This is a genomic window from Rubellimicrobium rubrum, assembly GCF_006152115.1.
Taxonomy (GTDB): domain Bacteria; phylum Pseudomonadota; class Alphaproteobacteria; order Rhodobacterales; family Rhodobacteraceae; genus Rubellimicrobium; species Rubellimicrobium rubrum.
Window position 1 is genome coordinate 41,124 of sequence record NZ_VDFU01000005.1, and the last position, 21,979, is coordinate 63,102.

Below are 21,979 nucleotides of genomic sequence, written 5' to 3' on the forward strand. Positions count from 1 at the left end.
ACGAATGCCTGACGATCACGCCGAACCGCCCAAGCCCGTCGACCGCCTCTCGGTCCTGCCCAAGCCCGCATCGCCCGTAGAAGTCCGAGAGCGCCTCGTGGAGATGCTCCGGCGCGACCTGATCGGCCCGCATCCGGACCTTGACCGGGACCTCGAGCGCGAGGTGCTGGGCAAGGTCCCGCCCTCGACCTTCTATCTCGCCGGGATGATCGCGCCCTCCATCGATGCGCCCATGGCGCCGCCGCCCTCGCAGGAGGATCGGGCCGAGGCCGCCGTGGACGACCTGCGCGGCGAGGAGACTCTGGGCGACGAGGCCGTACGCGACGACGAGGGGGCGGCGGAGGGCGGGCCCGCGAAAAAGCGGAGCTTCCTTCCGTCGTCGGTGGGGCTCACGGTGCTCGTGCCCGAGGGGGCGTCGAGGATCGAGGCCCGCGTCACCTGGGGCGACTACCAGCCCGAGCCGCCGCTCGAGGCTGCGCTGGTCATGCCCGAGGCCGCACCCCCGGAGGGCGAGGCGCCACTGCTGGGCGAAGACGGCAAGCCCGTTCGGAAGCCCTACGCCTCGGACCTCACCTGGCGGCGCATCCCGCGCGAGGAGCGGGTCGTTCTGGACCTGATCGAGGGCGCGCGGGATGTCGTGGTGCCGGGAAGCCGGACGCCGGGCCGGATGGCCTTCGCAGACGGGCTGGAGCTCGCGCTGCGGGTGCGCCCAGTGCGCGAGACCGTTCTGCCCGACGGGACCGTCCGCCGGACGCGGGCGGTGAGCGTGTTCCTGGTCAACCGCCGCGCCCGCGTTGTTCGCCGGTATGCGGACATCGCCACGGCGTTCCAGGCGCGGCTGGAGCTGTCCTGCGAGGAGGGCTTCGCCCCGCGCGACGACCTCTCGACCTACCACTCCGAGGATCCCGACGAGCGGCTGGCCGACCTCCATTACGGCGAGGCCTGCACCTTCGCGGCCGGCCACAACGTGTCGGCCGACTGGGAGGAGCCGCGCGGGGGGCGCATCCATCGCGTCTGGACCGAGCCGCTGCCCTGCGAGGAGGTCAAGGGCGTCACCGCCGACTTGGCCCGCGAGGGGGTGGAGCTGCGGATGGAGGAGCTGGCGGCTGCGGCGGAGAAGGGGCCCGAGGCCCTGCGGGCTCTGCTGGATGCGCTGCCGAGGCTATACGGCAAATGGGCGACCGCTTAGGCGGCGACTGTGGGCACCCTGGCCCCGCGCCGGCGCGAGGTGGCCGAGCGCTGCCTGAAGGAGATCGGCGAGGCGCGCGCGCGGATCGAGAAAGGCCTGAGGCGTCTCTCCGGCGATCCCATGTCGCGCGAAGCCTTCGCGATCATGAACCGCGCCATCGCCCGCTCGAACCGGCGACGCGAGGCCGTGGAGCGGAAGGTTGCGCCGGATGAGCTCGGGCCGCCGAAGTGGCGCCTGTTCCAGATCGCCTTCATCCTCCTCAACCTCGACGGCCTCGCTGACCGCGAGAGCGAGGATCGGCCGGTCGTGGATCTTCTGTTCTTCCCGACAGGCGGTGGCAAGACGGAGGCCTACCTCGGCCTCGCGGCTTTCGCCATCGCGCGCCGGCGGCTCGCGAACCCAGGCCTGACCGGGGCGGGGCTGAGTGTCGTGATGCGCTACACGCTGCGCCTCCTCACGCTCGACCAGCTCTCGCGCGCGGCGGGTCTCGTCTGCGCGCTCGAGCTCGAGCGGGTGGGGGGCAAGCGCCTGGGGGACTGGCCGATCGAGATTGGGCTTTGGGTCGGCGGCGCAGTGACGCCGAACCGCATGGGGTCGAACAAGGACGACGTTGATCGGACGCTCGTGGGGTGGCTGAAACGCATGAAGAAGCAGGGCGGACCCACGCCCCTGCCGCTCAAAGCCTGCCCCTGGTGCGGTCACGAGATCGGGCCGGACTGTTTTACCGCCCGGCCGAACATGATGAAGCCCGCCCAGCTGATCGTGAACTGCTCGAACCCGACCTGCGAGTTTGCCGAGCGGCTGCCGATCGTCTCGGTGGACGAGGAGATCTATCGCCGTCTGCCAGCCTTCATGATCGCCACGGTGGATAAATTCGCCAACGTGCCTTGGGAGGGGAGATCAGGCGCGTTCTTCGGCCATGTCGACCGTCATAATGGCGCCGGGTTCTACGGCGCCGCCGAGCCGCGTGAAGGCCGGAAGCTTCCGCAAGAACTGCCGGCCATCGACCTCGTGATTCAGGATGAGCTGCACCTGATATCGGGACCGCTCGGGACGGTGGCGGGCCTTTACGAGACGGCCTTCGACCTGCTGGCCTCGAGAATGGTGAACGGCGTCCGGCGTGGGCCCAAGATCGTGGCCTCGACGGCGACGGTGCGACGCGCCGACAAGCAGATCAGAGCCCTGTTTGGCAGGGGGGAGACACGCATCTTCCCGCCGCCGGGCCCATGCCGCCATGACAGCTTCTTCGCGGAAACGGATCGGGGTACCCCGGGACGGCTCTATCTGGGCGTCGGCGCGCCGGGGCAGGGGCCGAAGCGGGTGTTCTTGCGGACGCTCCAAACGCTTCTTGCGGGGGCGGGTGCCCTCTCGGCCGGGACGAAGGAAGATCCTGCGGATCCTTACCTGACGGCCCTTTGCTACTTCAACGCGCTCCGCGAACTCGGCGGCGCGCGGCGGATCGTCGACGACGAAGTTCGCAGGAACCTCTCCCACTACGGCGTGGACCGAGTTCGCGAAGCGCCGGCCGGCGCGCCCTTCGTGAATCGCTCTCTGCACGAGACGATCGAGCTGACCTCGCGGGTGGCCACCGACAAGGTCGCCAAGGCGCGCAAGGCGCTGGGCCTGCCGGCCGCCGACAAGGGTTCGGCCCATGTGGCGCTCGCGACGAACATGATCTCCGTAGGCCTTGACATCCCGCGGCTCGGCCTCATGGTGGTGCAGGGGCAGCCCAAGACGGCTGCGGAGTACATTCAGGCGACCTCCCGGGTCGGCCGGTCTCGGGGAAGGCCGGGGCTGGTGGTGACGCTGCTCAACCTTCACAAGCCGCGCGACCGCACGCACCACGAGCAGTTCCGCGCCTTCCACATGAGCTTCTATCGCGCGGTGGAGGCCACCAGCGTGACGCCGTTCGCCTCGCGCGCGCTAGACCGTGCGCTCGCGGCCATGCTGGTCGCCGCCGTCCGCCACCTCGACCCAGCCCTCACGCCCTCTGAGGCTGCCGAACGGGCAGCCTCGCGCGATGAGGTCGTTCGGATCGTGCGCGACGAGGTGACCGCGAAGATGGTGCTGTCCGACCTGTCGCCGGACGAGCGCGCGGGCGTGCTGTCTCGGCTCGACGATCTGCGGGCCGCCTGGGCCGCCATCGCAGACGAGCAAACGAACGGCGGTGGCGAGTTCCGTTACGACAAAGGCGTTGAACCTCAGCGACTCCTTCAGGAACCCCTGAAGCCTCTGCCCACGGATCTCGATGGCCGGCGCGCGTGGTTCGCGGCCGGCCGATCCATGCGAGAAACAGAGCCCGCGGCGCTCCTGATGCTCAGGCGCCCTGACGGAAGTCCCATGAAGACGAGCCCATGACAAACGACGTTACCCAAGGATTCAGCCAGTTCCTCTACACCTACGGGCCGGGCGCGATGATGGACATGCCTGAGCAGGGGGTGATCGTGGCGGGGGTGCAGGATTGGCGGCTCGGCGCCGAGGGCGTGTCGCGGCTGATCGAGGAGCCACGCCTGAGCCGCCTCCTGCTGGAACAGCTCGATGATGTCCGGCTTCCTGACGGCGCGGTGCCCTCCCTGCGAACCCCGCCATTGCACGATCCCGACCGCAAGGACGCCAAACGCCCTCACGTGCCTGTCCGGATCTTCCCGGAGTGGTTCGTCTGCGACCCGGCAAAGGGCGAAGCTCCCACGGGCGGCGAGACGCGGCGCCTCATGACGAAATTCAGGAACCTGACGGTCAAATCGGATGAGTCGCTCCGAGGCAATATCGATGGCACCGAAGTCAGGGTCAGCCCGATCCGCTTCGTCGCCGCCTGCCCAAAGGGTCATCTGCGGGACATCGACTGGCGGAGGATGGTTCATGAGGCTGGCGACACCTGCCGACGGCCGCTGCGATGGGTCGAACGAGGCGTAAGCTCCGACCCGACCGACGTGACGGTTCGCTGCGACTGCGGCCGATCGGTGTCGCTCGCCGCTCTACATGTTCCCCACATCCTCGGCCGATGCGACGGCTCGAGCCCCTGGATGAATCGTTGGGATCGGCCGGAGGAGGGATGCGATCAGCACCTGCATCTCCTCGCACGATCGGCGACCAACGCCTACTTCCCGCAGGTCGTGTCGGTGATCTCGATGCCGGTCGAGAGCGCTGCGGCCGCTGCCGCACTGGAAGATCATTGGTCCACCGTGGAGGCTATCCGCGCCTTGCCCGGCTTCCTTGCGACGCTCAGGGCTCTTCCGCAAACTGCTCCTGCCTTTGCGCCATTTACCGACGAAGAGATTTTGGAAGCCCTGGCGACCCGTGGAGGGGGCGGATCTGGACAGCATCCCGATCCACGTATCGAGGAGTTCGACCGACTGTCTGCACCGACGGCAACGATTGGTCGGGAAGGAGCGAACTCGCGCCTTCTGGGGCGACGACTGGATCTGGACACCCTCGTCATCCCTTCAAGGATCAAGGGCCTTCTGGCGGGGCTCGTCCGAGTCGACCGGCTCAGGGAGGTGGCCTGCATCTACGGCTTCACCCGCCTTGAGGCGGCGCCGTCGGCCACGGAAAGCGAGCTCGACGAGATCCACCTTGCTGTGAAAGGCGCGCCGGTCGGCGCTGGGACTGCGTGGTTCCCGGCGGTCGAACAGCTCGGCGAGGGCATCTTCCTGCATCTTGATCCCGAAACGATCGCGGCTTGGGCTTCGCGACCGGAGGTCGTGGATCATGCGCGGCGATTGCGTCGAGGGGAGGAGCTCGAAGCACGTCGGAGAGGCGTTCAGCATCCTGAACATCTCGGTGTCGTCTACTGGGCGCTCCACAGCCTCAGCCATGCGCTGATGATCGAGTTGTCCCTGGAATGCGGATACCCACTCTCTTCCCTGAAGGAGCGCATCTACGCGAGCAAGCCTGACGGTGTCCCGCGGTACGGTCTGCTCATCTACACGGCAACCTCGGGCGGGCAGGGAACCCTCGGAGGCCTGAGCGACATGGCCTCGCAGGTGCCGAAACTCTTGGCCCGCGCTCTCGATGGTCTCACGACCTGTTCCAATGACCCGGTCTGTGTGGAACATCGGCCTGACGATCAGCACGACGATCGCCACCTCCACGGCGCGGCCTGCCACGCCTGCCTTCTTGTGCCGGAAACGAGTTGCGAAGCGCGGAATGGCCGGCTGGATCGTGCCCTTCTTATCGGATCTGACACTGTCTCGCCGCTTTTCGAAGGCGACCTCGAGCATGATCATCAACCGCCGTAAGAGTAGCTTGTTTGCGCCTCGTCGAATACTGGGGAGGGTCTCGGGACCATGTCGCTTCGACCCAGGTGCACCGCCACGGCCAAGATATTGCATGCGTTGAGGACCAGTCAGATGTGCAAGGCTTTGCCTGCCTGACTTCTTCTTTGGAGATAGATCGCTTGAGTTCCTGAGGCGCGAGGACCGTACCCATCTCCTTGGTCTGGAGGCGATGATCGCCGCCGCCTCAGTCCAAGGATCTACGATGCACCTCCTCGGCTTCTGCCATGATGCCGCTTACTACGCCTTCGGTTGCGCCCGCAGCTTCGACAGCCGCACGATCTACACGGTGACCTTTGTCGTCCCGGTCGGGATCGATGAGCCGTCCTGCCCCGAACTCCGCGGCCACCTGATCGTCACCCACGTCAGTCCGGCGCGTGCCATCGATTGGCGGCTGGCTCGGATCCTGGCAGGCAACCTGGACAGCCACGACCTCCACCACCTCTCCTCCATAGGCCTGGCCTACGCCTTCACCTTCGAGGATCGCCCGATGACGAGCCGGCAATCCGAGCGCGCCGCCTTTCGCTTCCTCATGCCCCAGGTCGCCAGGCACTTCGGCCTGATCGCCAACCATGACCTGTTGTCCATGCCCCGTCGCCTCGACGCCTGGTTCGGGAGGTCCTGATGCACCTGATCCCCTTTGGGCATCACGTCGGACCTGACTACGTGTCCGCTTCCGTCGTCATCGGCCTGACCCTCTACCGCGTGGAGATCAACTTCCATCGCTTCAAGGACGGATCCGAGCATCCATACTTCGAGATCAAGCAGGTACCTCTCTGGGTGCTGGGCGTCCTCAAACGCCGTGAGGCACAGGTCGGGACCCTCTCGGTCGGGAACCTCTACCGTGCACCCTGGCGACCGGTCGACGCCTTTTACATGGAAGAGATGTATCGCGCCATGAGGGGGCAGGCCGGAGATGCCCTGCGGCTTCTGGCCCCCGATCTGGCCCGGCGCTCCAACCGCTTCTCAGCCCACCAGTTCCTTGATCTCCACCGCCGTCTGCCGCGCCGGTGATGTCCGAAGCTGGTCCGACATGATCAGCGCGCTTGATCCTTCTGACGGACCCGCTGGAAGTCGGGATCTGCCTTGAGAGCCTCGGCCGCCGCATCGGCCTCCAGGATCTCGGGGCGGCTCCCAAAGCCCGTGACCTTCGCCAAGGTCTTCACGACCGCCCCCACGTTTAGCCAATGGCTGGCCTTTTCGGCTGCCATGGTGAGCCACTCATCGGCCTTCCTGCGGGCCCTGGTTAGGATCGACTTGGCCTCGGTCAGCGCCTCGACGACGATGGCCTGGGCCTCCGTCTTCGCGCTCCCGACGATTCCCGACGCTTCTTCTTTTGCTTCGGCGATCAGGCGGTCGCGCTCGGCCCGAGCGGCCTCATCAGCAGCCTTCCGATCAGCCTCGGCCAAGAACTTTTCCTCTGCCAGTTTGGCCTCGAGAGCCGCCCGGGCATCGAGCCCCTCCTGGGTTCGCTGGGTCCCCATCGCGACCCGCTCCAGGAAGTCGTCGGCATCCCGCACGGCGGCCGCTCTGGCGTCCTCGCGCGCCCGCTCCTCGGCGGCTTGAGCCGCCACCTCGGCGATCTTCTTTCGGGCCAGGTCCACCGCCCTGTCGGCGACCAGATCGGGGTCCGCCATCATCTCTTCCGGCGTGCCGAACGTGCTCTGGAACGTCGCCAGAAACTCGGCTTGAGCGCGGCGCGTCGAGTGGACCTTACGATCTTCCGGCGTGATGACGCCGAGGGCTTCCAGATAGTCGAGCGCCCAGCCCTGGGCCGGGCCAGAACGAACCGTCCTGCCCTTCTTCTCGCTGATGAGCTTCTCGGCGTCCTGACGCGCTTTCGCTCGTTGAAGAAGGAATTGCCTCACCGCATTCGGCGCGCCGTCCGGGACCGGATCCGCAAACAGCGGCTCGACCTCGTGCTCATCCTGCATGCGGGTCCGCTCGCCTTCCGCCATCATCTCGGCCTCGCGGATCAGGGCGGACTTCGGCTCGGCCCGCACGATGTTGAGATGCGCGAACTCGGGGCCCTCGAAGAACTGCCCGGCGAGGTTCTGGGCGTTCTCGTAGCCCGTGATCTCGACCTCGACCTCCTTCCCGTTGATGACCTGAGTCTCGGTTCGGTCACGGATCGCAGGGATCGCGGACGGAACGAACATGGTCCGGCCTTGCGCGTATCGGTGGCTCGGCTTCTCTTCGACGGCGCAGGCCAGAACGAAGTGGATGTGGCCTGCCTGCTCGTCTCCATCGAAGCGCGCGAACACCACGGCCTCACCGAACGTCTCGAGCAGGAAGCGCGTCCCGATCTCCGCAAAGAGATGGTACTTGCGGCGGTCGTGCTCTACCCACATGCCCTTGTCGTTCAGGAACCGGATCCGGTCTTTCCGGGGGCAATCCTCATCCGCAAGGAACCAGTCCCGGTGCAACGCCAAGACGCCTTCACGCAGCGGACCCGAGGAGGTCTTGGTGCGGTAGCAGGGCGGCTGAGGGCCGGCCCTGCGGACCGCCTTCGCCTTCGTCGGCTTGCGCATGTTCGTCCTCAGGCCGGCGGTGTTCGAGTTCATGTTCCTGACCGCGGCAAGCATTGCTTCTTCCTGGATGAGCGCCGCGACATCGAGCGTCTTGGTCTGCTCCGTCGCTTTCTCTCCCATGACGATGACGACGCGGTTCAGGTGCCTTCTCGTCGGGTCGACGTGCTTCAGGTTTCCACCCAAGCGCTCTCCATGAACCATGAAGCCATCGAGATCTCCGAACCCCATCGTATCGAATCCCAGGGCCAGGCAATACTTCCCTTGAGCCCTCATTCGGTCCGAATAGCTTTCGCGACTATCTGACATCCGCCCCTCCATTGCTGGTGTGAATGGGAGGTCGCGCCCGAATCTGGGTGTCGCAACGAATTGCGACGGACATTTACTCACTCAGCGGGTGTCGCAACTTCGTTGCGGACACCCGCTGGTTCGCCAGGGGAGTTTGAGGCGCCGCCTCATCCCCCTGGACCCCCAAAACACCGCCAGGCCGCTCGCCGCTCCTGGACCCCGGGCGTCCTCCGGACAGGCCAAAGGGGGAGCTGCACACCCCCTTGGATCCCCCGCTGTCGCACCCGCAGGCGCGGCCAATGATCGAGATCGTGACAGACGTTCTCGCACGAGAACCGGCGATCTGCCCTCTTGGTCAGGACAAATGAACTCCTTGCGCAGAAATACTCATCCCCGCCCCGTCGCAGACCTTCGCCGGCCGCCTCGTCTGCGTAGACGACGCCGCGCTCGGCCACCTTCAGAGATCAATCGAGACAGGTGGCAGGAACATCAACGGCCTGCGCTTTCGGCGCGGCATTCGCGAACGTCCTCCAAGCTGCCCGCATGCAATCTGTCCCGCTCGACCGGGCTCCTGATCCTTGCCCAGATGATCGGTCGCGACGTGGAGGACCTCGCCTCTCGCGCCGGACCACCCCTGCGCGATGCCCGGGCGGTCCGTCGCAAGGCGCAAGGTCCATAACGATCTCGCGGTGGTCGAGGAGTTCGACCTGGGCCGGGCCATGATGTCGAGCCGCTCATCGCCCGATCACCGATTTCATGGCGCCCACCACTGTTCCCTAGCTCCGGATCAGACCCCTTCTGATCTGGAGCTTCCCTATGGCCTCCCTCATGTGCACGCGCATTGTGGAGATCGCGCAGAGTGCCTGCGACGAGATCCACATCTGCGAAAGCTGGCTGTATGTCACATCCCTGGTGGCGGAGGCCGGCGCGCTCCTGGCACGCGAGGCGGCCCAGGTCTCAAAGGTCGATCTGGCCGAGGAGGTCCTGCTCGCGCAGGCCGTCGCCCTTGCGAAGCTGACCGTCGCTCGCCTCAATCCGAAGCGTTCCGGCACGCCCCTGTTGGAAGAACTCCAGGCCGTGTACGACCGCATCGAGGCGACACGTCGCGCTTACGAATTCCGCGTGGGCCAGGACCTCGAGACCGGGGCCAGAAAGGCCAGCACAACCGACGGTGGCGTCGATCCTGCGGTGCTCGAGCGGGAGCTCCCGATGGCCGCTCGCAAGGCGGCGGTCGCTGTCCACGTCTTCGGCACCTGCCGCGACATCGATACCGCCCGGTCTGATTACTGGGACTACATGGCGATTCTCCACCGCCGCCGGACCAGACCCAAAGGGCATCAGCGGCAGCGGGTCAGGACGCGGTTCGAGTAAGCTTTAGCCTGACGCAGCCCGCGCTGTCCGTCATCAACATCTGCGTGGGCGCGTCCGGAACCGATCGCAACCGCACGAATGAGCACGGCCCGTCCGCCCGGCAGGCACGCTAGGCGGGACGTGGCCCAGACCTCATGTGCTGTCAGATGGGCAACTCCATCTGGTTGGGATCCGCCGACGAGGTCGGCGGAGTTTCCGAGTTCGAACCTTCCGACGCATCATCCCCGGTGGTCGACCAACGCGCCTCCGAGCGCGAAGGGTCGCGACGGAACCGATCCACGAGCGGCACCGGCCGATCGGACGGCGAGGGCGGCGCAAGCCGGATCGGCGAGACGAGCGGGACGCGGTCGCCCAAGATCGGCAAGGGCCAGGGCAGGGGCAAGGCACGGCTCGCGGCGTCCTCAGCCTTCCGCCGCAGGTCCCGCTCGCGCTCGAGCTCCCGCGTCAACTCCTCTTCCCGATCGCCCAGGCGGGACACCTCGGCGCTCCAGTTCGCGTTCTCCTCCTTGAGGGCGGCAATCTTGTCCTCGCACTTGGTGATCTCATCGGCATGCTGGCTCTCCAGCCGCTGGATTTGCCGCAGATGCGAGGCGGTCTGGCGCGCGCTCTCGCCCGCCATCAGCGCCCGGATCGACGTCGCGGCGACCCCGATCGCCTGATCGAGCCCGGTGACGAACTGCTCGGGCAGATCGTCGGCAACCGTGGCCGCGGTCACGTTGCGAGACCCCACATGCACGGCCCAGATCTTTTCGACCCTCTCGAACTTGCCCCGCTTCCCGAGGCTGTCGAAGACCTCCCAGGCGCTGACCGCCGAGCCCTTCTTGTGCTCGAGAGCTTCGCCGGCGGCGATGATGTAGTCCTCCCTATAGATGGCGTGACCCTGTCCCATGCTGTTCTCCTTTGTGATGGACAGAAGGGAGATTGGTCGGATCGGTTCAGACGGAAAAACTATGATCACCGACGCGGGGCAGGTTCGGTGAGACGCCACGGAGCGAAGATAACGTCCGGTCCTCTGGCGGTGGCCACGCGGCGGGGGCTGGTCCAGAGGGGACGCTGCCCATGAACCGGCGGGCGGCCAGTCCGGTACGTCAGTGGAAGTCGGTAAGCCAGTAAGTCAGAGGTAAGCAAGTCAGTAAGTGGGGACTCGGTTGGTTAGTATGTTGGTAAGTCATTAATGGACCTCAGATCTGTCGATCTGCCTGGGCGCCGTACCATCGTCCGCGGCGCTCTCTCGGGTGCGAGCGCCGCCGACAGATGGCTGGCTGCGGGAGCGGGATCCGGGTTCGCCCCTTCCTTGACGCGTCACGGCATGGCGCTGCGACGACGATCCGGAGACCCTACATGCCACCACTTCCATCCTCGTCCACGCCTGCCGAGGCGCGGACCTCGGTTGCCCTCGGCGCCTTAAGGGCGCACGTCGGGATCCACGGCGACGACCTCATTGCCGCTTCCGACCGCGTGGGCGGGTCGCTCTGGCGATACCGTGCGGAGACACTCGTTCTCGCGCTCGTTCGGGGCGAGCCTATACGTCCGTGGATGTTCCGCCTGATTGGGGATCTCCATCGGCAGCTCTTGTCTGCGCCGTCCGACGAGTCGCCCCTTTCCGGCAGCGTCGCCCTTATCGAGGGGCCGCGAGGTGAAGGGATCCCGCGGCATGTGAGGATCCTCGGCGAAGTACTCCGAAGTCTGCGGGCCGCCGTCGTGGACGACCGCCGCCGGCGCCGCCGGACCCACGTCGTCGATCCGGAACGCCGGCCTCGCCAAAAGGGCCCACCTCACCGGCCAACCCCGGCCCGGCTTCGCCAGCCTGATCGGCAGGCATCAGGGCCGAAGGGTCAGCCCTCGCGCCACGTCAGAGCGCCGTCCGTGGCGTGCCGATCGCCTCGGCAGCACGGGCAGCAGGCCTCTCCCAAGCCGCGAACACCGACACCCGAGGCACGCTGACAGCACCGAAAGCCGCGGGCCCGACCGGGCCGGATCACCCGGCGGTTCTGCGAATGGCGAGGTCAGGGAGTCGAACCCCGAGCCTATGGGGGCGCATCACTGCGAAACCATCCGTCTGCTGCATCGGATCGATGCGCCCCCTTCTTCCGTTTTTGTGACGTCTTCGCGGGGCGCATCTCCTTGAAATGCAGCACCCCAGCCCCTTCGACTTCATCGCCGCCGAGCCGGCCGCCACGCATCTGTCGACCGCAGACTTCGTCCGTCTGATTCACCCGCCGGGTTCGCGGGGCAAGCCGACTCTTATGGCCATCTTCGACGCAGAGACCACCTGGTCGCGCGCCCTGCCACCCGATGTGCTGCCGCTCGCGGCAGAGACCGCTCTCGACGAGCCCACTTACCTGTCGATGAACAGATTTTGGGGGCCGCGCCGATCCGATCGGCTTGCGGCCTTGGGATCTCTCTACCTCGACCTTGATTACTGGCGCTTGCCGGAATGGGCCGGGTTGGCGGCAGAAGAGATGACGGCGATCCTTGAGAGTGAGCTGGGCAGATGCGGGATCCCGCTGCCGTCTCTGGTCGTCTCGACTGGGAGGGGACTGGCTGCGATTTGGCTGCTCGTAGAACTTCCGCGCGCCGCCGTGCCGCGCTGGCGTGGCGGCCTGCGAGCGCTCATCGAACTCGCCCGGCCCCTCGGCGCGGATCCCGCGTGCTCAGACGTCTCGCGGGTGTTCCGGCTGCCGGGGACCATCAACCCGAAGAACGGCCGGGACGTGAAGGTCATCGGCGGCACGCTCGCGCGATATGCATTCGACCCGCTGGCCGACGCGATCTATCGCGCCGCTGGCCGGCCCACGCGCAAGCAGCTCAAGCGGCGCCGGGAGCGCAAGGCGGCCAAGGTTGCCGGCGAGGTCCTGCCGCCCCGTGGCCTGGAGTCGACCGCCCGGTTCCGGCAGGTTGCCCGTGATCTCGAACGACTCCGGTGGCATTGGTGCGGCAAGATCCCCGAGGGGCTGCGTAACGTTTGGTTACATTTGTTCGGGACTTGCCTGACCCACACGATGGAAAAGGAGGAAATTGCCAAGGCCGTAGAGGCAAAGGCGGTCGAGGCAACGCCCGGTCTCCCGCCTTCGGAGGTGCGGGCCGTGATCCAGAGTCTCCTCCGGCGCGCGGAGGGCGCCCGATCGTCGGTTCCCGCCTTCGACGGGCGGTTGCACTACGCCGGCGCCACCATGGCCCTCATGCTGGGCGTCTCCGACGACCTCGCGCACGAGCTGCGCCTGGAGCAGATCTACTCGCAGGTGGAGCGTCAGCGACGCCGCGCCGGGCGAGAGAAGGCCCGACGCCGCGCCGATGGGGCGGTTTCGCGCGAGGAATACCTGCGAGAGCACACTCTCTCGGCCGAGCGCCCCTGGGAAGCCGAGGGGATATCGCGGGCAACCTGGTACCGGCGTGTCGCCAAAGGCCGAAAGGCGACTCTTCCAATCACGTCGGAGGGCTCCCAGACCGCCGCACCACCATGAGACAGGTGCGTGTCCGCTCCAGGGGGCTCTGCCCACGCCGAAGGCCAAGGATGGGGAGCGAAGATCCCCAGCCACACCCCTCGTCCTGACCCCCGGCGCCCGCGGCCGACGAACCCGAAAACGCGACGACGACCCATCGGCGCCAGACCTGACTTCGAAGCGAGGATGAAGCGAGGAGGATCGGGCCCTCCCATCCGCATCCGCCCGGAGCCCCAGGGTGAGCCCCGGCCGAACGCGTCAGGGCAGGGCGATCCTCCCGACCGAGACCGACGACGATCTTGACCGCCAGCGCATCCCGCGCGGCGACCCACACGGTCGAGGACACCCCCATGACCCACCTGCGATCTCTACGCCCACGGTTTGCCAGCCCGGCACCTGTGGCCGCCGGCTACAGGCCCCTTCGCCGCTTTGTAGCCGACCATGCTGCGGGCTTGCGCATCGCCGCGGATCTCCTGGGCGGCAAGTCCCACGCCAACGCCGTGGACGAGATCGTCGACAGGCTCCGGCACGAGCCGGTCCCTTCGCGTCGCACGCTCCGCCTCCTCGATGAGCTGCTCCTCCTGATGTCACTGGAGCTCGTCACCGATCTCGAGAGCCCGGAGGCGGAGGCGTTCAGTCTGATCGACCCGGCGGATCCGATCGTCGCTGAGCTCTGCCTGCTGACAGACCGCCTGCGCGCGACGCTCGCGGGTTTGCCGACACCATCCCAGCCGCGGACCATGCCGTCCGCGAGAGGGCGCCAGGCCGCCTGACATACGGGTAAGCCGCCCCGCTGCGCGTCCCGGCGCGCGGTGCTTGACGACGAGCGTCAGCTGCGGCCTCTGCCGCGCCTCGATCGTCTTGGAGGACCCCATGGGTCACCTATCGACAGTAGCCACCCTGCCAGTTGTCCACGACGGCGCGCCGGCGATGCGCAGCCGGGTCGGCGAGGCCGAGATTATCGAGGTCGAGGCGTTCGTGGACCGCCACGTCCTCCCGCTCCACCGGCTTGCGGGTGCGCTCGCGGGAGACCGAGGCGAAGAGCTCGTGGAGCGTCTGGTCGAGATCTTCTCTGATGGCACGACTGTGGCATCGATGGCCTCGGAGGTCATCCGGACTCTGGAGGAATTGCGGGACCTGCTCGCCCAGGCATCGCACCAGCAGATCGACGATCTCGGCCAGAAGGGCGTGGGCGGCGCCAACCTGCACGCCGCCGTCAACTACTACGGGGCCCGGCTGACTGACATGATCGGCATCATGGGCCGGTAACTGGATTCCGGACCCCCGCTGCCGTCCGTCCGGATCCATCCTGCCGTTGAGGAAGGGGTCCGCCATCCAGCGTGATCTCCAATCCGAGATGAGCCTAGCCGTCATGGCTGCGTCACCTGTCCTGCCCGGGTCGCGGGACAGGTGACGGAGCGGCCCCCAATGTTGAGGAAACTTCCACTCATGCGCTTGCTCGGATATCGGCGCACCAGCTACGGTGACTACGCCCTCGTCGAAGGGCGCAGCCTTATCTACTCCGTCGGCCTCGTCTTCGGCGGGCCCCGGGATCCCCAGATTGTCGTCAGGGCGATGCTGAAGGCCGCTGTTGCACCCCGAGGCTTGGCGCGGCTGCTGGCTAGCAAAGTGGAAGGCCCAGCGGGTGACCTGGTCCTCCTGGCTCCAGTCCGCGACACCTGCCCGCTGAACCTCCCGAGACCTTTGTCCGGCAGCGGGGGTCTGGTCATGCGGGCATACCTGCCGGAGCTGGTTCGCCGGCCCGGGGCCATCGAGGCCGCCCGCGAGGCAGGCCTCTACTCGCATCATGAGGCGCTCCAACTGTACGCTCGGTACGGCCTCATTGAGGCAGGTGACTGACAATGCTGAGGCTCCCGCCTCTGTCTCGACATCTGCGCCAGCGCGCCAGGGCGGACACAGCCTCGATCCTGCGCCGGCTCGACCGGATGCATGTCCAAGAAGTCGAGCCGCTCCTGCTCTCGTCCTGGCCGCCGGTCAAGGTCGGCATCAGAGTCGACCTTACGCTGACGCAGCGTGAGGCTCTCCGGACCCTGCGGATCGACCTCGCGGATCCGAAGGCCGTCCAGTGGTCTAAATACGTCGCCGTGCCAGTCTTCGGGGAACGGACGGAGTCGGCCCTTCCCATCAGAGCCGGGTCTACATCGACTACGCGGCGCTGGTTCTGGCGCAACCTTATCCCGACGGACGACCCTCTTGCGCCGCGCCGGATGCCATGCTCCGGGAGATCCTCCTGCCAGACAGCATTCGTCTCAACGTCGCAGGCCGGGTGGCAGGCTACTCCGACCCCGACGCGGCGCTGCATGGGTTCTTCACACTGCTCCACGCCTGGCAAGAGGTCGAACGTCGAGGTGCCGACAGCAATCACGAATCTTTCGAGCGCTTGCGAGCTGGGAGTGTCAGCCAGCGTAGTTGATGAACAGGCAAAAGCCACAGTCAAGCCGAGCCGCGGCGATGGCTCCGTGGCGTAGGGTATCCGCTTGGCAGGGGTGGTGAATCCTCGTCGGTTGCGGACGCCCGTCTTCGCCGATGTCGCCCTACAGCTCCTTCGGGACCCCATCGCCTATTTCGGGACCCCATCGGCCAATTTCGTCAAATCCCTTGAAGGTCTCCCGACTTCCGGGGCATGGAAACCGCCGACAACAATGCTCTGCCTCGGATCCTTCGACTCGGAAAAACACCCGAGGAGTGGGCTTCCGTGTTTGCGGAGCACGGACGAAAAATCAAACCAAGGACCCTTCGGGAAAAAGCCTCCGAGGCCGGGCAATTTGTCACGGTTGGGCGAGATATGATTCTTCTTCCTGAGCACGTCGATCAGATCTTTTTGGAGGGTGAAAAGTGCCGCTCGAAGCGTATCGCCGTGGCAAAAAATGGTGGGCAAAGGGGCGGGTCGAATTCAATGATCGACCCATCACAGGATATATCCGCGAAAGCACTGGCGCATCTACAGAAGCTGGGGCGCGCAAGTGGATCCACGACCGGACAGAAAGCGAGCTGAGGAAGCATCTCGTCGGCGACGAGCAGGCCCCCATCACCTTTTTTGAAGCAATTCTACACTCCGAGCCCGATCCTCAAGCGGCTCGTTACTTGGAAAAGGTGGTGAAACATATCGGGGATCGGCTGGTAGATACAATCACAGAAGAGGACGTGCAGACTCTTGGGCCCAAAATTCTACCCAAGGCTTCAACGGAGACTTGGCGCCGATGGATCATTGTTCCGGTTCGGTCGGTGATCTTGAACGCTCACGCGAAGCGCCTGTGTGGGCCAATCAAGATACGCTCATACCGACCTGAAGCATGCGCAAAGCAGGATAAGGTCCGCGGGAAACCGAGCAAGATCAAGAAGACTCCTGGAAGTTGGAAGTGGCTGGAGGAATTCAGAGGCCACGCACCGTACAAAATTGGCGTACTAGCTCATTTGATGTTCGTAACTGGAGCCCGTATCTCTCAGGCAACTTCAATAGGGCCCGAGCATTTGCTGGATTTGCATAATCGGAACATCGTAATCCCTGGGGCTAAGGGCAGCGAAGATCGGACGATTGAGATTACGCAGGAGCTCGCTGACGAGCTGGCCGGAATCATTCCCAAGGTACCGCGAGGCTGGCCGCGCTGTCGCGAGAATTTGCGGCTGTTCGGGTATGCGGGGAAGAGCGGTCCTAAGAAGGATTGGGATCGAGCCTGTGAAAAAATGCAGGCCGCACGTCTCACCCCCCACGCAGCGGGTCGACACGGCTTTGCCCAGGAGATGATGATCCGGAACCGTGTGGACGCCAAGGCGGTCGCGGCTTACGGGGGGTGGAAATCAACAGAGATGTTGAACCGGGTCTACACCCACGCGGAAGATGTGGATGAGAAGATCCTGAGAGCAATACGAACAGGCCGTGGATTGCCAAAGACGGAGAAATCGCCGTCCCTCTGAACCGCGGCCTGGGGTCAGGTTCTGCAACGGCTCTGGCCCTTCAGGGCTCGCCGCCACCATGATCTTCTGGCGGGGTTGGTGTGTGGTGGACCTAAGGACCAGACACCTCCAGACCGACGCGTACCAGAGCGCCACCGCCTCAAGCTCCTCGTCCGAGAGCCACTGGGCGATGGGCGTCATCACCTCGCTCACCCGCTCGCCGCCCCAGAAGGCCTCCAACTGAGCCTCCAGATAGGTCTGTTGGTCTCCGGCGACGTTCGGGACATCCTCCCGCACATGCCATGCCGTCCGCGCCATGACAGCCGAGGCATTGGTCCGGTGCGGCGGTCATGCTGTAGCCCTCGGGGAGCACGGGCGTCGCCGTGTGGCTCGCTTACCAGGCCGCGACGTCGTCGATCTGCTCGTCTTTCAGGATCTTGGCGACGAGGCTGATCGTCCTGTTCGCGGTCTTGCGCTCGCCCGAGTGGAAGGCGTGGAGCTTTGCGACCAGGTAGGCTGCGGGCTGGCCGCCGATGCGCGGCGTGCTCTCGCTCCTGCCCTCCATGCCATGGCAGCCTTGGCATTGGTTGGCGACCCGGCGACCTGCCTCAGAGTCGCCGGCCGTGTCCTGCGCCCACGTGCGCCCAGAGCCGAACAGCGCCACCAAACCAATCAGAGTGGCTCGCATCCCGCCCTCCTCCCGGTTCGGGTGCGGCTCGGACCTAGAGGCATGGCACCGGATGCCGCTTCGTTGGCAGAACCGGGACACCAGGGGGTCTGATGTGGCCTGAGAGGGTGCGCAGATCACGACAGCAGCCAAGCCTCGCGCCCAAGAAGCGTGCCACACAAAACGGCTTACCGGAACGTCAGGCTTGAGTTCGTCTGTAACGGGTCCTGACCCCAGGGCAATTACACCTCTCCGGCTCCGCAACTGCTCGAGAGGGTCGCGTCACGGGGCTTCGATGAACTGACTCGCCAGCGGCTCCCGGTCATATAAGATGTTCAGTTCGGGAACAGCACCGTTGTCTGGCTCAGGCAAACTTCTGAATAGAATGGCGTATTTTGCCTCGATGTGCTGCCCTCCGAAGGCAGAGGTCACAGCTTCGAGTCCTGTCGGGTGCACCAGGTCACTTGACACTACCGGTGCAGTGCTGGTCTCTTACGACCTAATGCGTCGAGTGGGCCTGAATCGGCTACGCCTCTCGAGACGAGCCAGGAAACAGAGTCCGAGTTGGCCTGAGACCGGCTGTATGCCGGCCAGTCTGCCCGCATTACTAGTTGGAACTGGCGGTCAGTCACAGGGCGGGCTGATGGGGAGCCGCCGCGATGCGGGGCTCTCCACCAGAGCGAATGCTTCAGGCGATCCCCTCGCCCCCGGTCACCCCGAAGACTTCGCCGGTGATGTAGCTGCCTTCCTGAGACGCCAGCAGCACATACACGGGGGCGATCTCGACAGGTTGCCCGGGACGCCCGAACTTTGAATCGCCGCCGAAGGATTTCACCTTCTCGGGCAGTTGGCCGCCGCTTGGCTGGAGAACGGTCCAGAACGGACCCGGCGCAACCGCATTGGCCCGGATCCCCTTGGAGATCAGCTCGGTAGCCAAGGCCTTGGTGAAGGCCACGATGCCGGCTTTGGTCATGGCGTAGTGCATGATGGCGGTTGACGGCTCATAGGCCTGAATCGACGCGGTAGTGATGATAGAGCCACCTGGCGGCAGGAGCTTGGCGCCTTCCTGGGCCATCCAGAACAGGGCGTAAAGGTTGGTCTTCAACGTCTCGTCGAAGTCCTCGGTCGTGATCTTGTCGAGAGACTCGAACGCCTGCTGATGGCCCGCGTTGATCACGAGCACATCGAGCCCGCCAAGTTGATCAGCCGCGTTCTGCACGACGCGCCGCGCGTGGGTCTCGTCCGTCAGGTCGCCTGGAAGTGCGACCGCCTTGCGGCCCTCCGCCTCGATCAGCGCGATCACTTCGTCCGCGTCCGGCTGTTCCTCCAGGAGATAGGAGATGGCGACATCGGCGCCTTCTCGGGCGAATGCGATGGCCGCAGCACGTCCGATTCCTGAATCGCCTCCGCTGATCAGCGCCTTTCGTCCCCGGAGCTTTCCGGAGCCTTGGTAGCTGGTCTCTCCGTGGTCCGGCTTTGGATCCATCTCGCGGGCTAGGCCAGGGACGGGTTGCGGCTGAGCGGGAAAGGGGGGTTGGGGGTACTGATGCCGTGGATCCTGCATCCTCAGGCGGTCGTCTGCCATGACGGTCTCCTTGCAAGGCTCGAACCCCTGCAGCAGCAGGGGCTGGGCGATTTCGATCGCCTGTCAACGGCTCGACCGCCATCGGGTTGCATCGCTGGGCACGGAACCGTGGGTCAGTGCGTATCAGACCCAGTGATCCAGTGCGGCTCGTCCAACAAAACAACAAAGGCCCGACGATGGATCGCCGGGCCTTTTGCAGAAGTCAGGGTTGATCGTGAAAGCAGCCGCTCAGCTGCCCCAGGTGCGGACGTTGCCGCAATCCATATGCACGAACCCCGAGCCGGAATAACGGCCGACGCCGCCGGCTTGGCAGGCCATCGCGGCACGCGCGATCTGGTTGACCGACCGGGAGTCGAGATGAAGATCGGCCGCCTGTCCGCGCATATGCAGGGAGTTCCGCGCCACGCCGGACGAGTTCGAACGCAGCATGGCATTCGTCTGTGGCGATCTATAGCCCGACAGGAGCATGTAGGGCTCAGAAACATCGAGGAGATTATGGCTCGCGGCGATGATGTCCACCGTGCGGGTGTCCATCGCCACAGCCTGACCATTCCGCCAGTCGCGCATGAAGAGGCTGACCTCCCGCACGGCTTCGGAGATATACTCCCCCTCGATCCAGTAGATCGTGTCGAGATGTTCGCCCGTACGCCCGGAGTACATCTTTACGCGGCGAATGTCGCCAGCACCCCGAAGGAAGCCTGCCGCGTTGGAGAAACTCGGGGCGGCCGTGACGGCCGTTGCAGCGAAAACGCCCAAAAGCGCACGCCGAGAAATGCCCGAAGAGCTGTTGTTGTTCATACCGCCAGCGCCTGTCCCGTCGCCTATATTTATAAGCCCATGTTCCATGGGCATTTTTGTCATCTTTATCCCAGATGCCTCACGACTATGACATGAGTCGGCACGGCGACCAAGGGCACTCTGATACGCCCCGTTTCCGGAGTGTTGGCCTAGGCAGAATCCTGCTCAGATTCTTGGCGGAGCTTCGCTGTTGCAACTTTGCACAGTGGGGTGATCCTGGTTGTGGACCGCGTTGTAGGCTGCCAAGGCGACCACCACTATGTTGTCTTATCCCACCCCTCCCGACCGCCGAGGCCACCATGCACAGCACATCTCGACGTCGTTTTCTGGCCGGGCTTTCCGCAGGAGCCTTGTCTGCCTCGTTGCCCGCTTCGGGCGCGCGCGCGATGTCGATCGTTACCGGATTCCGGCAAGGCGTGGCCGAGGCTGCCGCGCGGGATGAGGTTCTCTCGGCCTTTTACCGCAGCCGCGGGTTCTCCGGGATATGGACCGGCACGGAGGATGCCGTGATCCGGCGGCGGAATGCGCTTTTGGCTGCGATGGCCGAAGCGCCGCTCCATGGGCTGGGTGCCCGTCGCCATGACCCCGAGGCGATGGTCAGGTCCCTTCAGGGTGCCAGCACTCCGTACGACCAGGGGGTCGCCGAGGTCGACATGAGCCGCGCCTTCCTGAGGCTGGCCGGGGACCTGAACGCAGGGATGCTCGTGCCGTCCACGGTCAATCCGCACATCAAGCGCGCGGTGCTCGCGGCCGATCCGCTGGCCGTCATCACCGTGTTTCCGGAAGAAGAGCCGGTCGCCTTCCTGCGCGGGCTTGCCCCGTCCACCTCCGAGTATCCCCGCCTCCTGCGCGAGAAGATGCGACTGGAAGAATTGATCGCTTCCGGTGGGTGGGGCGCGAACGTGGCCGTCGAAGGTCTCGAGCCCGGGCAGGACGGCACCACCGTGCGTGCGCTGCGTGACCGACTGATCGACATGGGCTGGCTCGCTCCTACCGCCAGCGCGCGCTACGACGACGCGCTGACGCAAGCGGTGCAGCGCTTCCAGTTGGCGCACGGATTGGCGCCTGACGGCGTGGCAGGCAAGGGCACCTTGGAGCAGATTAACCTGTCGGCTTCGGACCGCCTGCGATCCGTCCTTGTCGCGCTGGAGCGGGAACGATGGAATGCGGCCCCACGTGGTGCGCGCCATGTCTGGGTGAACCTGACCGACTTCACGGCAATGATCGTGGACAATGACGTGCCGACGTTCCGAACCCGGGCCGTCATCGGTGCCGATGCCGAGGACCGTCAGACGCCCGAGTTCTCGGACCTCATGGAGTTCATGGTCGTAAACCCAAGCTGGTTCGTGCCCCGGTCGATCATCGTCAAGGAATACCTACCACAGTTGCAGCGCAACCCGAACGCGGTAGGGCATCTGCAGGTCACCGACTCGTCGGGGAACGTAGTGAATCGGGGTGCGGTGAACTTCGCCTCGTACTCCGCTTCGAGCTTCCCGTACTCGATGCGCCAGCCGCCGGGGGACGACAACGCCTTGGGGCTGGTGAAGTTCATGTTCCCCAATCCCTGGAACATCTATCTGCACGACACGCCGGCCAAGGATCTGTTCCAGCGTGAGGCTCGGGCCTTCAGCCATGGCTGCATACGCCTCCAGCAGCCACGCGACTTCGCCTATCATCTGCTGGCCCGACAGACCTCAGATCCAAAAGGGGAGTTCGAGGCCAAGCTGCAATCCCGCGCGGAAACGCGGGTCAACCTGGAGCAGCCGATCCCCGTCCATCTCGAGTACCGTACCGCATTCACGAATGTTCGCGGCGGGCTGCAGTTCAGGCGCGACGTCTACGGGCGCGATGCGCAGATTTGGGCCGCCTTGGAGGCTGAAGGGGTGGAGGCCGCGCCGCTCCAGGGGTAGGAACCTCCCGA

General features: G+C 65.5%; 17 protein-coding genes. 12 read left to right on the top strand and 5 right to left on the bottom strand.

Going from position 1 to position 21,979, the window contains the following annotated elements; genetic code table 11:
* Nucleotides 1–4: 4 nt before the first annotated feature.
* From FHG66_RS21870 to FHG66_RS05960, 5 genes are all read left to right on the top strand, one after another.
* Entirely contained in the window at nt 5–1,189 is a 1,185-nt protein-coding gene (locus FHG66_RS21870) for a hypothetical protein (RefSeq protein WP_218013799.1), read from the top strand.
* A gap of 9 nt (nt 1,190–1,198) precedes the next feature.
* Nucleotides 1,199–3,547, top strand: coding sequence for a helicase-related protein (locus FHG66_RS05945; RefSeq protein WP_218013800.1), 2,349 nt, complete (start codon nt 1,199–1,201; stop codon nt 3,545–3,547).
* Nucleotides 3,544–5,427, top strand: coding sequence for a DUF1998 domain-containing protein (gene drmB, locus FHG66_RS05950; protein WP_139075836.1), 1,884 nt, complete (start codon nt 3,544–3,546; stop codon nt 5,425–5,427). The genes FHG66_RS05945 and drmB overlap by 4 nt, the downstream gene beginning before the upstream one ends.
* A 241-nt stretch (nt 5,428–5,668) precedes the next feature.
* A complete protein-coding gene (locus tag FHG66_RS05955; RefSeq protein WP_139075837.1) occupies nt 5,669–6,088 on the top strand; it encodes a hypothetical protein in 420 nt (139 codons plus the stop codon).
* Complete coding sequence (locus tag FHG66_RS05960; protein WP_139075838.1) at nt 6,088–6,477, top strand: hypothetical protein; 390 nt, start codon at nt 6,088–6,090, stop codon at nt 6,475–6,477. Before FHG66_RS05955 ends, FHG66_RS05960 begins: the two co-directional genes overlap by 1 nt.
* Nucleotides 6,478–6,500: 23 nt before the next feature.
* Here the strand turns inward: FHG66_RS05960 and FHG66_RS05965 are convergent, their stop codons facing one another.
* The gene (locus FHG66_RS05965) at nt 6,501–8,300 is read right to left on the bottom strand and encodes a F0F1 ATP synthase subunit B family protein (protein ID WP_139075839.1); all 1,800 of its coding nucleotides are present in this window, start codon (nt 8,298–8,300) and stop codon (nt 6,501–6,503) included.
* Nucleotides 8,301–9,095: 795 nt separating this feature from the next.
* Here FHG66_RS05965 and FHG66_RS05970 point away from each other — a divergent pair.
* A complete protein-coding gene (locus tag FHG66_RS05970) occupies nt 9,096–9,650 on the top strand; it encodes a hypothetical protein (protein ID WP_139075840.1) in 555 nt (184 codons plus the stop codon).
* A 142-nt stretch (nt 9,651–9,792) separates the two neighbouring features.
* Here the strand turns inward: FHG66_RS05970 and FHG66_RS05975 are convergent, their stop codons facing one another.
* Nucleotides 9,793–10,539, bottom strand: coding sequence for a hypothetical protein (locus FHG66_RS05975; protein WP_139075841.1), 747 nt, complete (start codon nt 10,537–10,539; stop codon nt 9,793–9,795).
* Between the two features lie 1,240 nt (nt 10,540–11,779).
* Between FHG66_RS05975 and FHG66_RS05980 the strand changes: the two genes are divergently transcribed.
* The 5 genes from FHG66_RS05980 (at nt 11,780) to FHG66_RS06000 (ending at nt 17,029) form a co-directional block, all read left to right on the top strand.
* On the top strand, nt 11,780–13,114 hold the full coding sequence (locus FHG66_RS05980) for a DNA-primase RepB domain-containing protein (protein ID WP_139075842.1): 1,335 nt from the start codon (nt 11,780–11,782) through the stop codon (nt 13,112–13,114).
* Between the two features lie 329 nt (nt 13,115–13,443).
* On the top strand, nt 13,444–13,866 hold the full coding sequence (locus FHG66_RS05985) for a hypothetical protein (RefSeq protein ID WP_139075843.1): 423 nt from the start codon (nt 13,444–13,446) through the stop codon (nt 13,864–13,866).
* 100 nt (nt 13,867–13,966) lie between these two features.
* A complete protein-coding gene (locus FHG66_RS05990) occupies nt 13,967–14,362 on the top strand; it encodes a hypothetical protein (protein WP_139075844.1) in 396 nt (131 codons plus the stop codon).
* A gap of 180 nt (nt 14,363–14,542) precedes the next feature.
* A complete protein-coding gene (locus tag FHG66_RS05995) occupies nt 14,543–14,953 on the top strand; it encodes a hypothetical protein (RefSeq protein ID WP_139075845.1) in 411 nt (136 codons plus the stop codon).
* A gap of 996 nt (nt 14,954–15,949) precedes the next feature.
* Nucleotides 15,950–17,029: a tyrosine-type recombinase/integrase gene (locus tag FHG66_RS06000; RefSeq protein WP_139075846.1), complete on the top strand. Its 1,080-nt coding sequence runs from the start codon at nt 15,950–15,952 to the stop codon at nt 17,027–17,029.
* 373 nt (nt 17,030–17,402) lie between these two features.
* Here the strand turns inward: FHG66_RS06000 and FHG66_RS06005 are convergent, their stop codons facing one another.
* The 3 genes from FHG66_RS06005 to mepK all read right to left on the bottom strand — a co-directional run bounded on the left by FHG66_RS06005 (nt 17,403) and on the right by mepK (nt 20,058).
* Nucleotides 17,403–17,696, bottom strand: coding sequence for a c-type cytochrome (locus tag FHG66_RS06005; RefSeq protein ID WP_139075847.1), 294 nt, complete (start codon nt 17,694–17,696; stop codon nt 17,403–17,405).
* 667 nt (nt 17,697–18,363) lie between these two features.
* Nucleotides 18,364–19,260, bottom strand: coding sequence for an SDR family oxidoreductase (locus FHG66_RS06010; RefSeq protein ID WP_139075848.1), 897 nt, complete (start codon nt 19,258–19,260; stop codon nt 18,364–18,366).
* A gap of 228 nt (nt 19,261–19,488) precedes the next feature.
* Nucleotides 19,489–20,058 (bottom strand): peptidoglycan L,D-endopeptidase MepK, encoded by a 570-nt coding sequence (gene mepK / locus FHG66_RS06015; RefSeq protein ID WP_139075849.1) that lies wholly within the window; start codon nt 20,056–20,058, stop codon nt 19,489–19,491.
* Nucleotides 20,059–20,444: 386 nt separating this feature from the next.
* On the opposite strand from mepK, the gene FHG66_RS06020 reads away from it, so the two are divergent.
* Entirely contained in the window at nt 20,445–21,968 is a 1,524-nt protein-coding gene (locus FHG66_RS06020; RefSeq protein ID WP_246082481.1) for a L,D-transpeptidase family protein, read from the top strand.
* Nucleotides 21,969–21,979: the final 11 nt, after the last annotated feature.

Bases quoted from the DNA above. Each gene is read 5' to 3' on its own strand.
- FHG66_RS21870 (WP_218013799.1), top strand. From the start codon at position 5: ATGCCTGACGATCACGCCGAACCGCCCAAGCCCGTCGACCGCCTCTCG.
- drmB (WP_139075836.1), top strand. From the start codon at position 3,544: ATGACAAACGACGTTACCCAAGGATTCAGCCAGTTCCTCTACACCTAC.
- FHG66_RS05955 (WP_139075837.1), top strand. From the start codon at position 5,669: ATGCACCTCCTCGGCTTCTGCCATGATGCCGCTTACTACGCCTTCGGT.
- FHG66_RS05960 (WP_139075838.1), top strand. From the start codon at position 6,088: ATGCACCTGATCCCCTTTGGGCATCACGTCGGACCTGACTACGTGTCC.
- FHG66_RS05965 (WP_139075839.1), bottom strand. From the start codon at position 8,300: ATGTCAGATAGTCGCGAAAGCTATTCGGACCGAATGAGGGCTCAAGGG.
- FHG66_RS05970 (WP_139075840.1), top strand. From the start codon at position 9,096: ATGGCCTCCCTCATGTGCACGCGCATTGTGGAGATCGCGCAGAGTGCC.
- FHG66_RS05975 (WP_139075841.1), bottom strand. From the start codon at position 10,539: ATGGGACAGGGTCACGCCATCTATAGGGAGGACTACATCATCGCCGCC.
- FHG66_RS05980 (WP_139075842.1), top strand. From the start codon at position 11,780: ATGCAGCACCCCAGCCCCTTCGACTTCATCGCCGCCGAGCCGGCCGCC.
- FHG66_RS05985 (WP_139075843.1), top strand. From the start codon at position 13,444: ATGACCCACCTGCGATCTCTACGCCCACGGTTTGCCAGCCCGGCACCT.
- FHG66_RS05990 (WP_139075844.1), top strand. From the start codon at position 13,967: ATGGGTCACCTATCGACAGTAGCCACCCTGCCAGTTGTCCACGACGGC.
- FHG66_RS05995 (WP_139075845.1), top strand. From the start codon at position 14,543: ATGCGCTTGCTCGGATATCGGCGCACCAGCTACGGTGACTACGCCCTC.
- FHG66_RS06005 (WP_139075847.1), bottom strand. From the start codon at position 17,696: ATGCGAGCCACTCTGATTGGTTTGGTGGCGCTGTTCGGCTCTGGGCGC.
- FHG66_RS06010 (WP_139075848.1), bottom strand. From the start codon at position 19,260: ATGGCAGACGACCGCCTGAGGATGCAGGATCCACGGCATCAGTACCCC.
- mepK (WP_139075849.1), bottom strand. From the start codon at position 20,058: ATGAACAACAACAGCTCTTCGGGCATTTCTCGGCGTGCGCTTTTGGGC.
- FHG66_RS06020 (WP_246082481.1), top strand. From the start codon at position 20,445: ATGTCGATCGTTACCGGATTCCGGCAAGGCGTGGCCGAGGCTGCCGCG.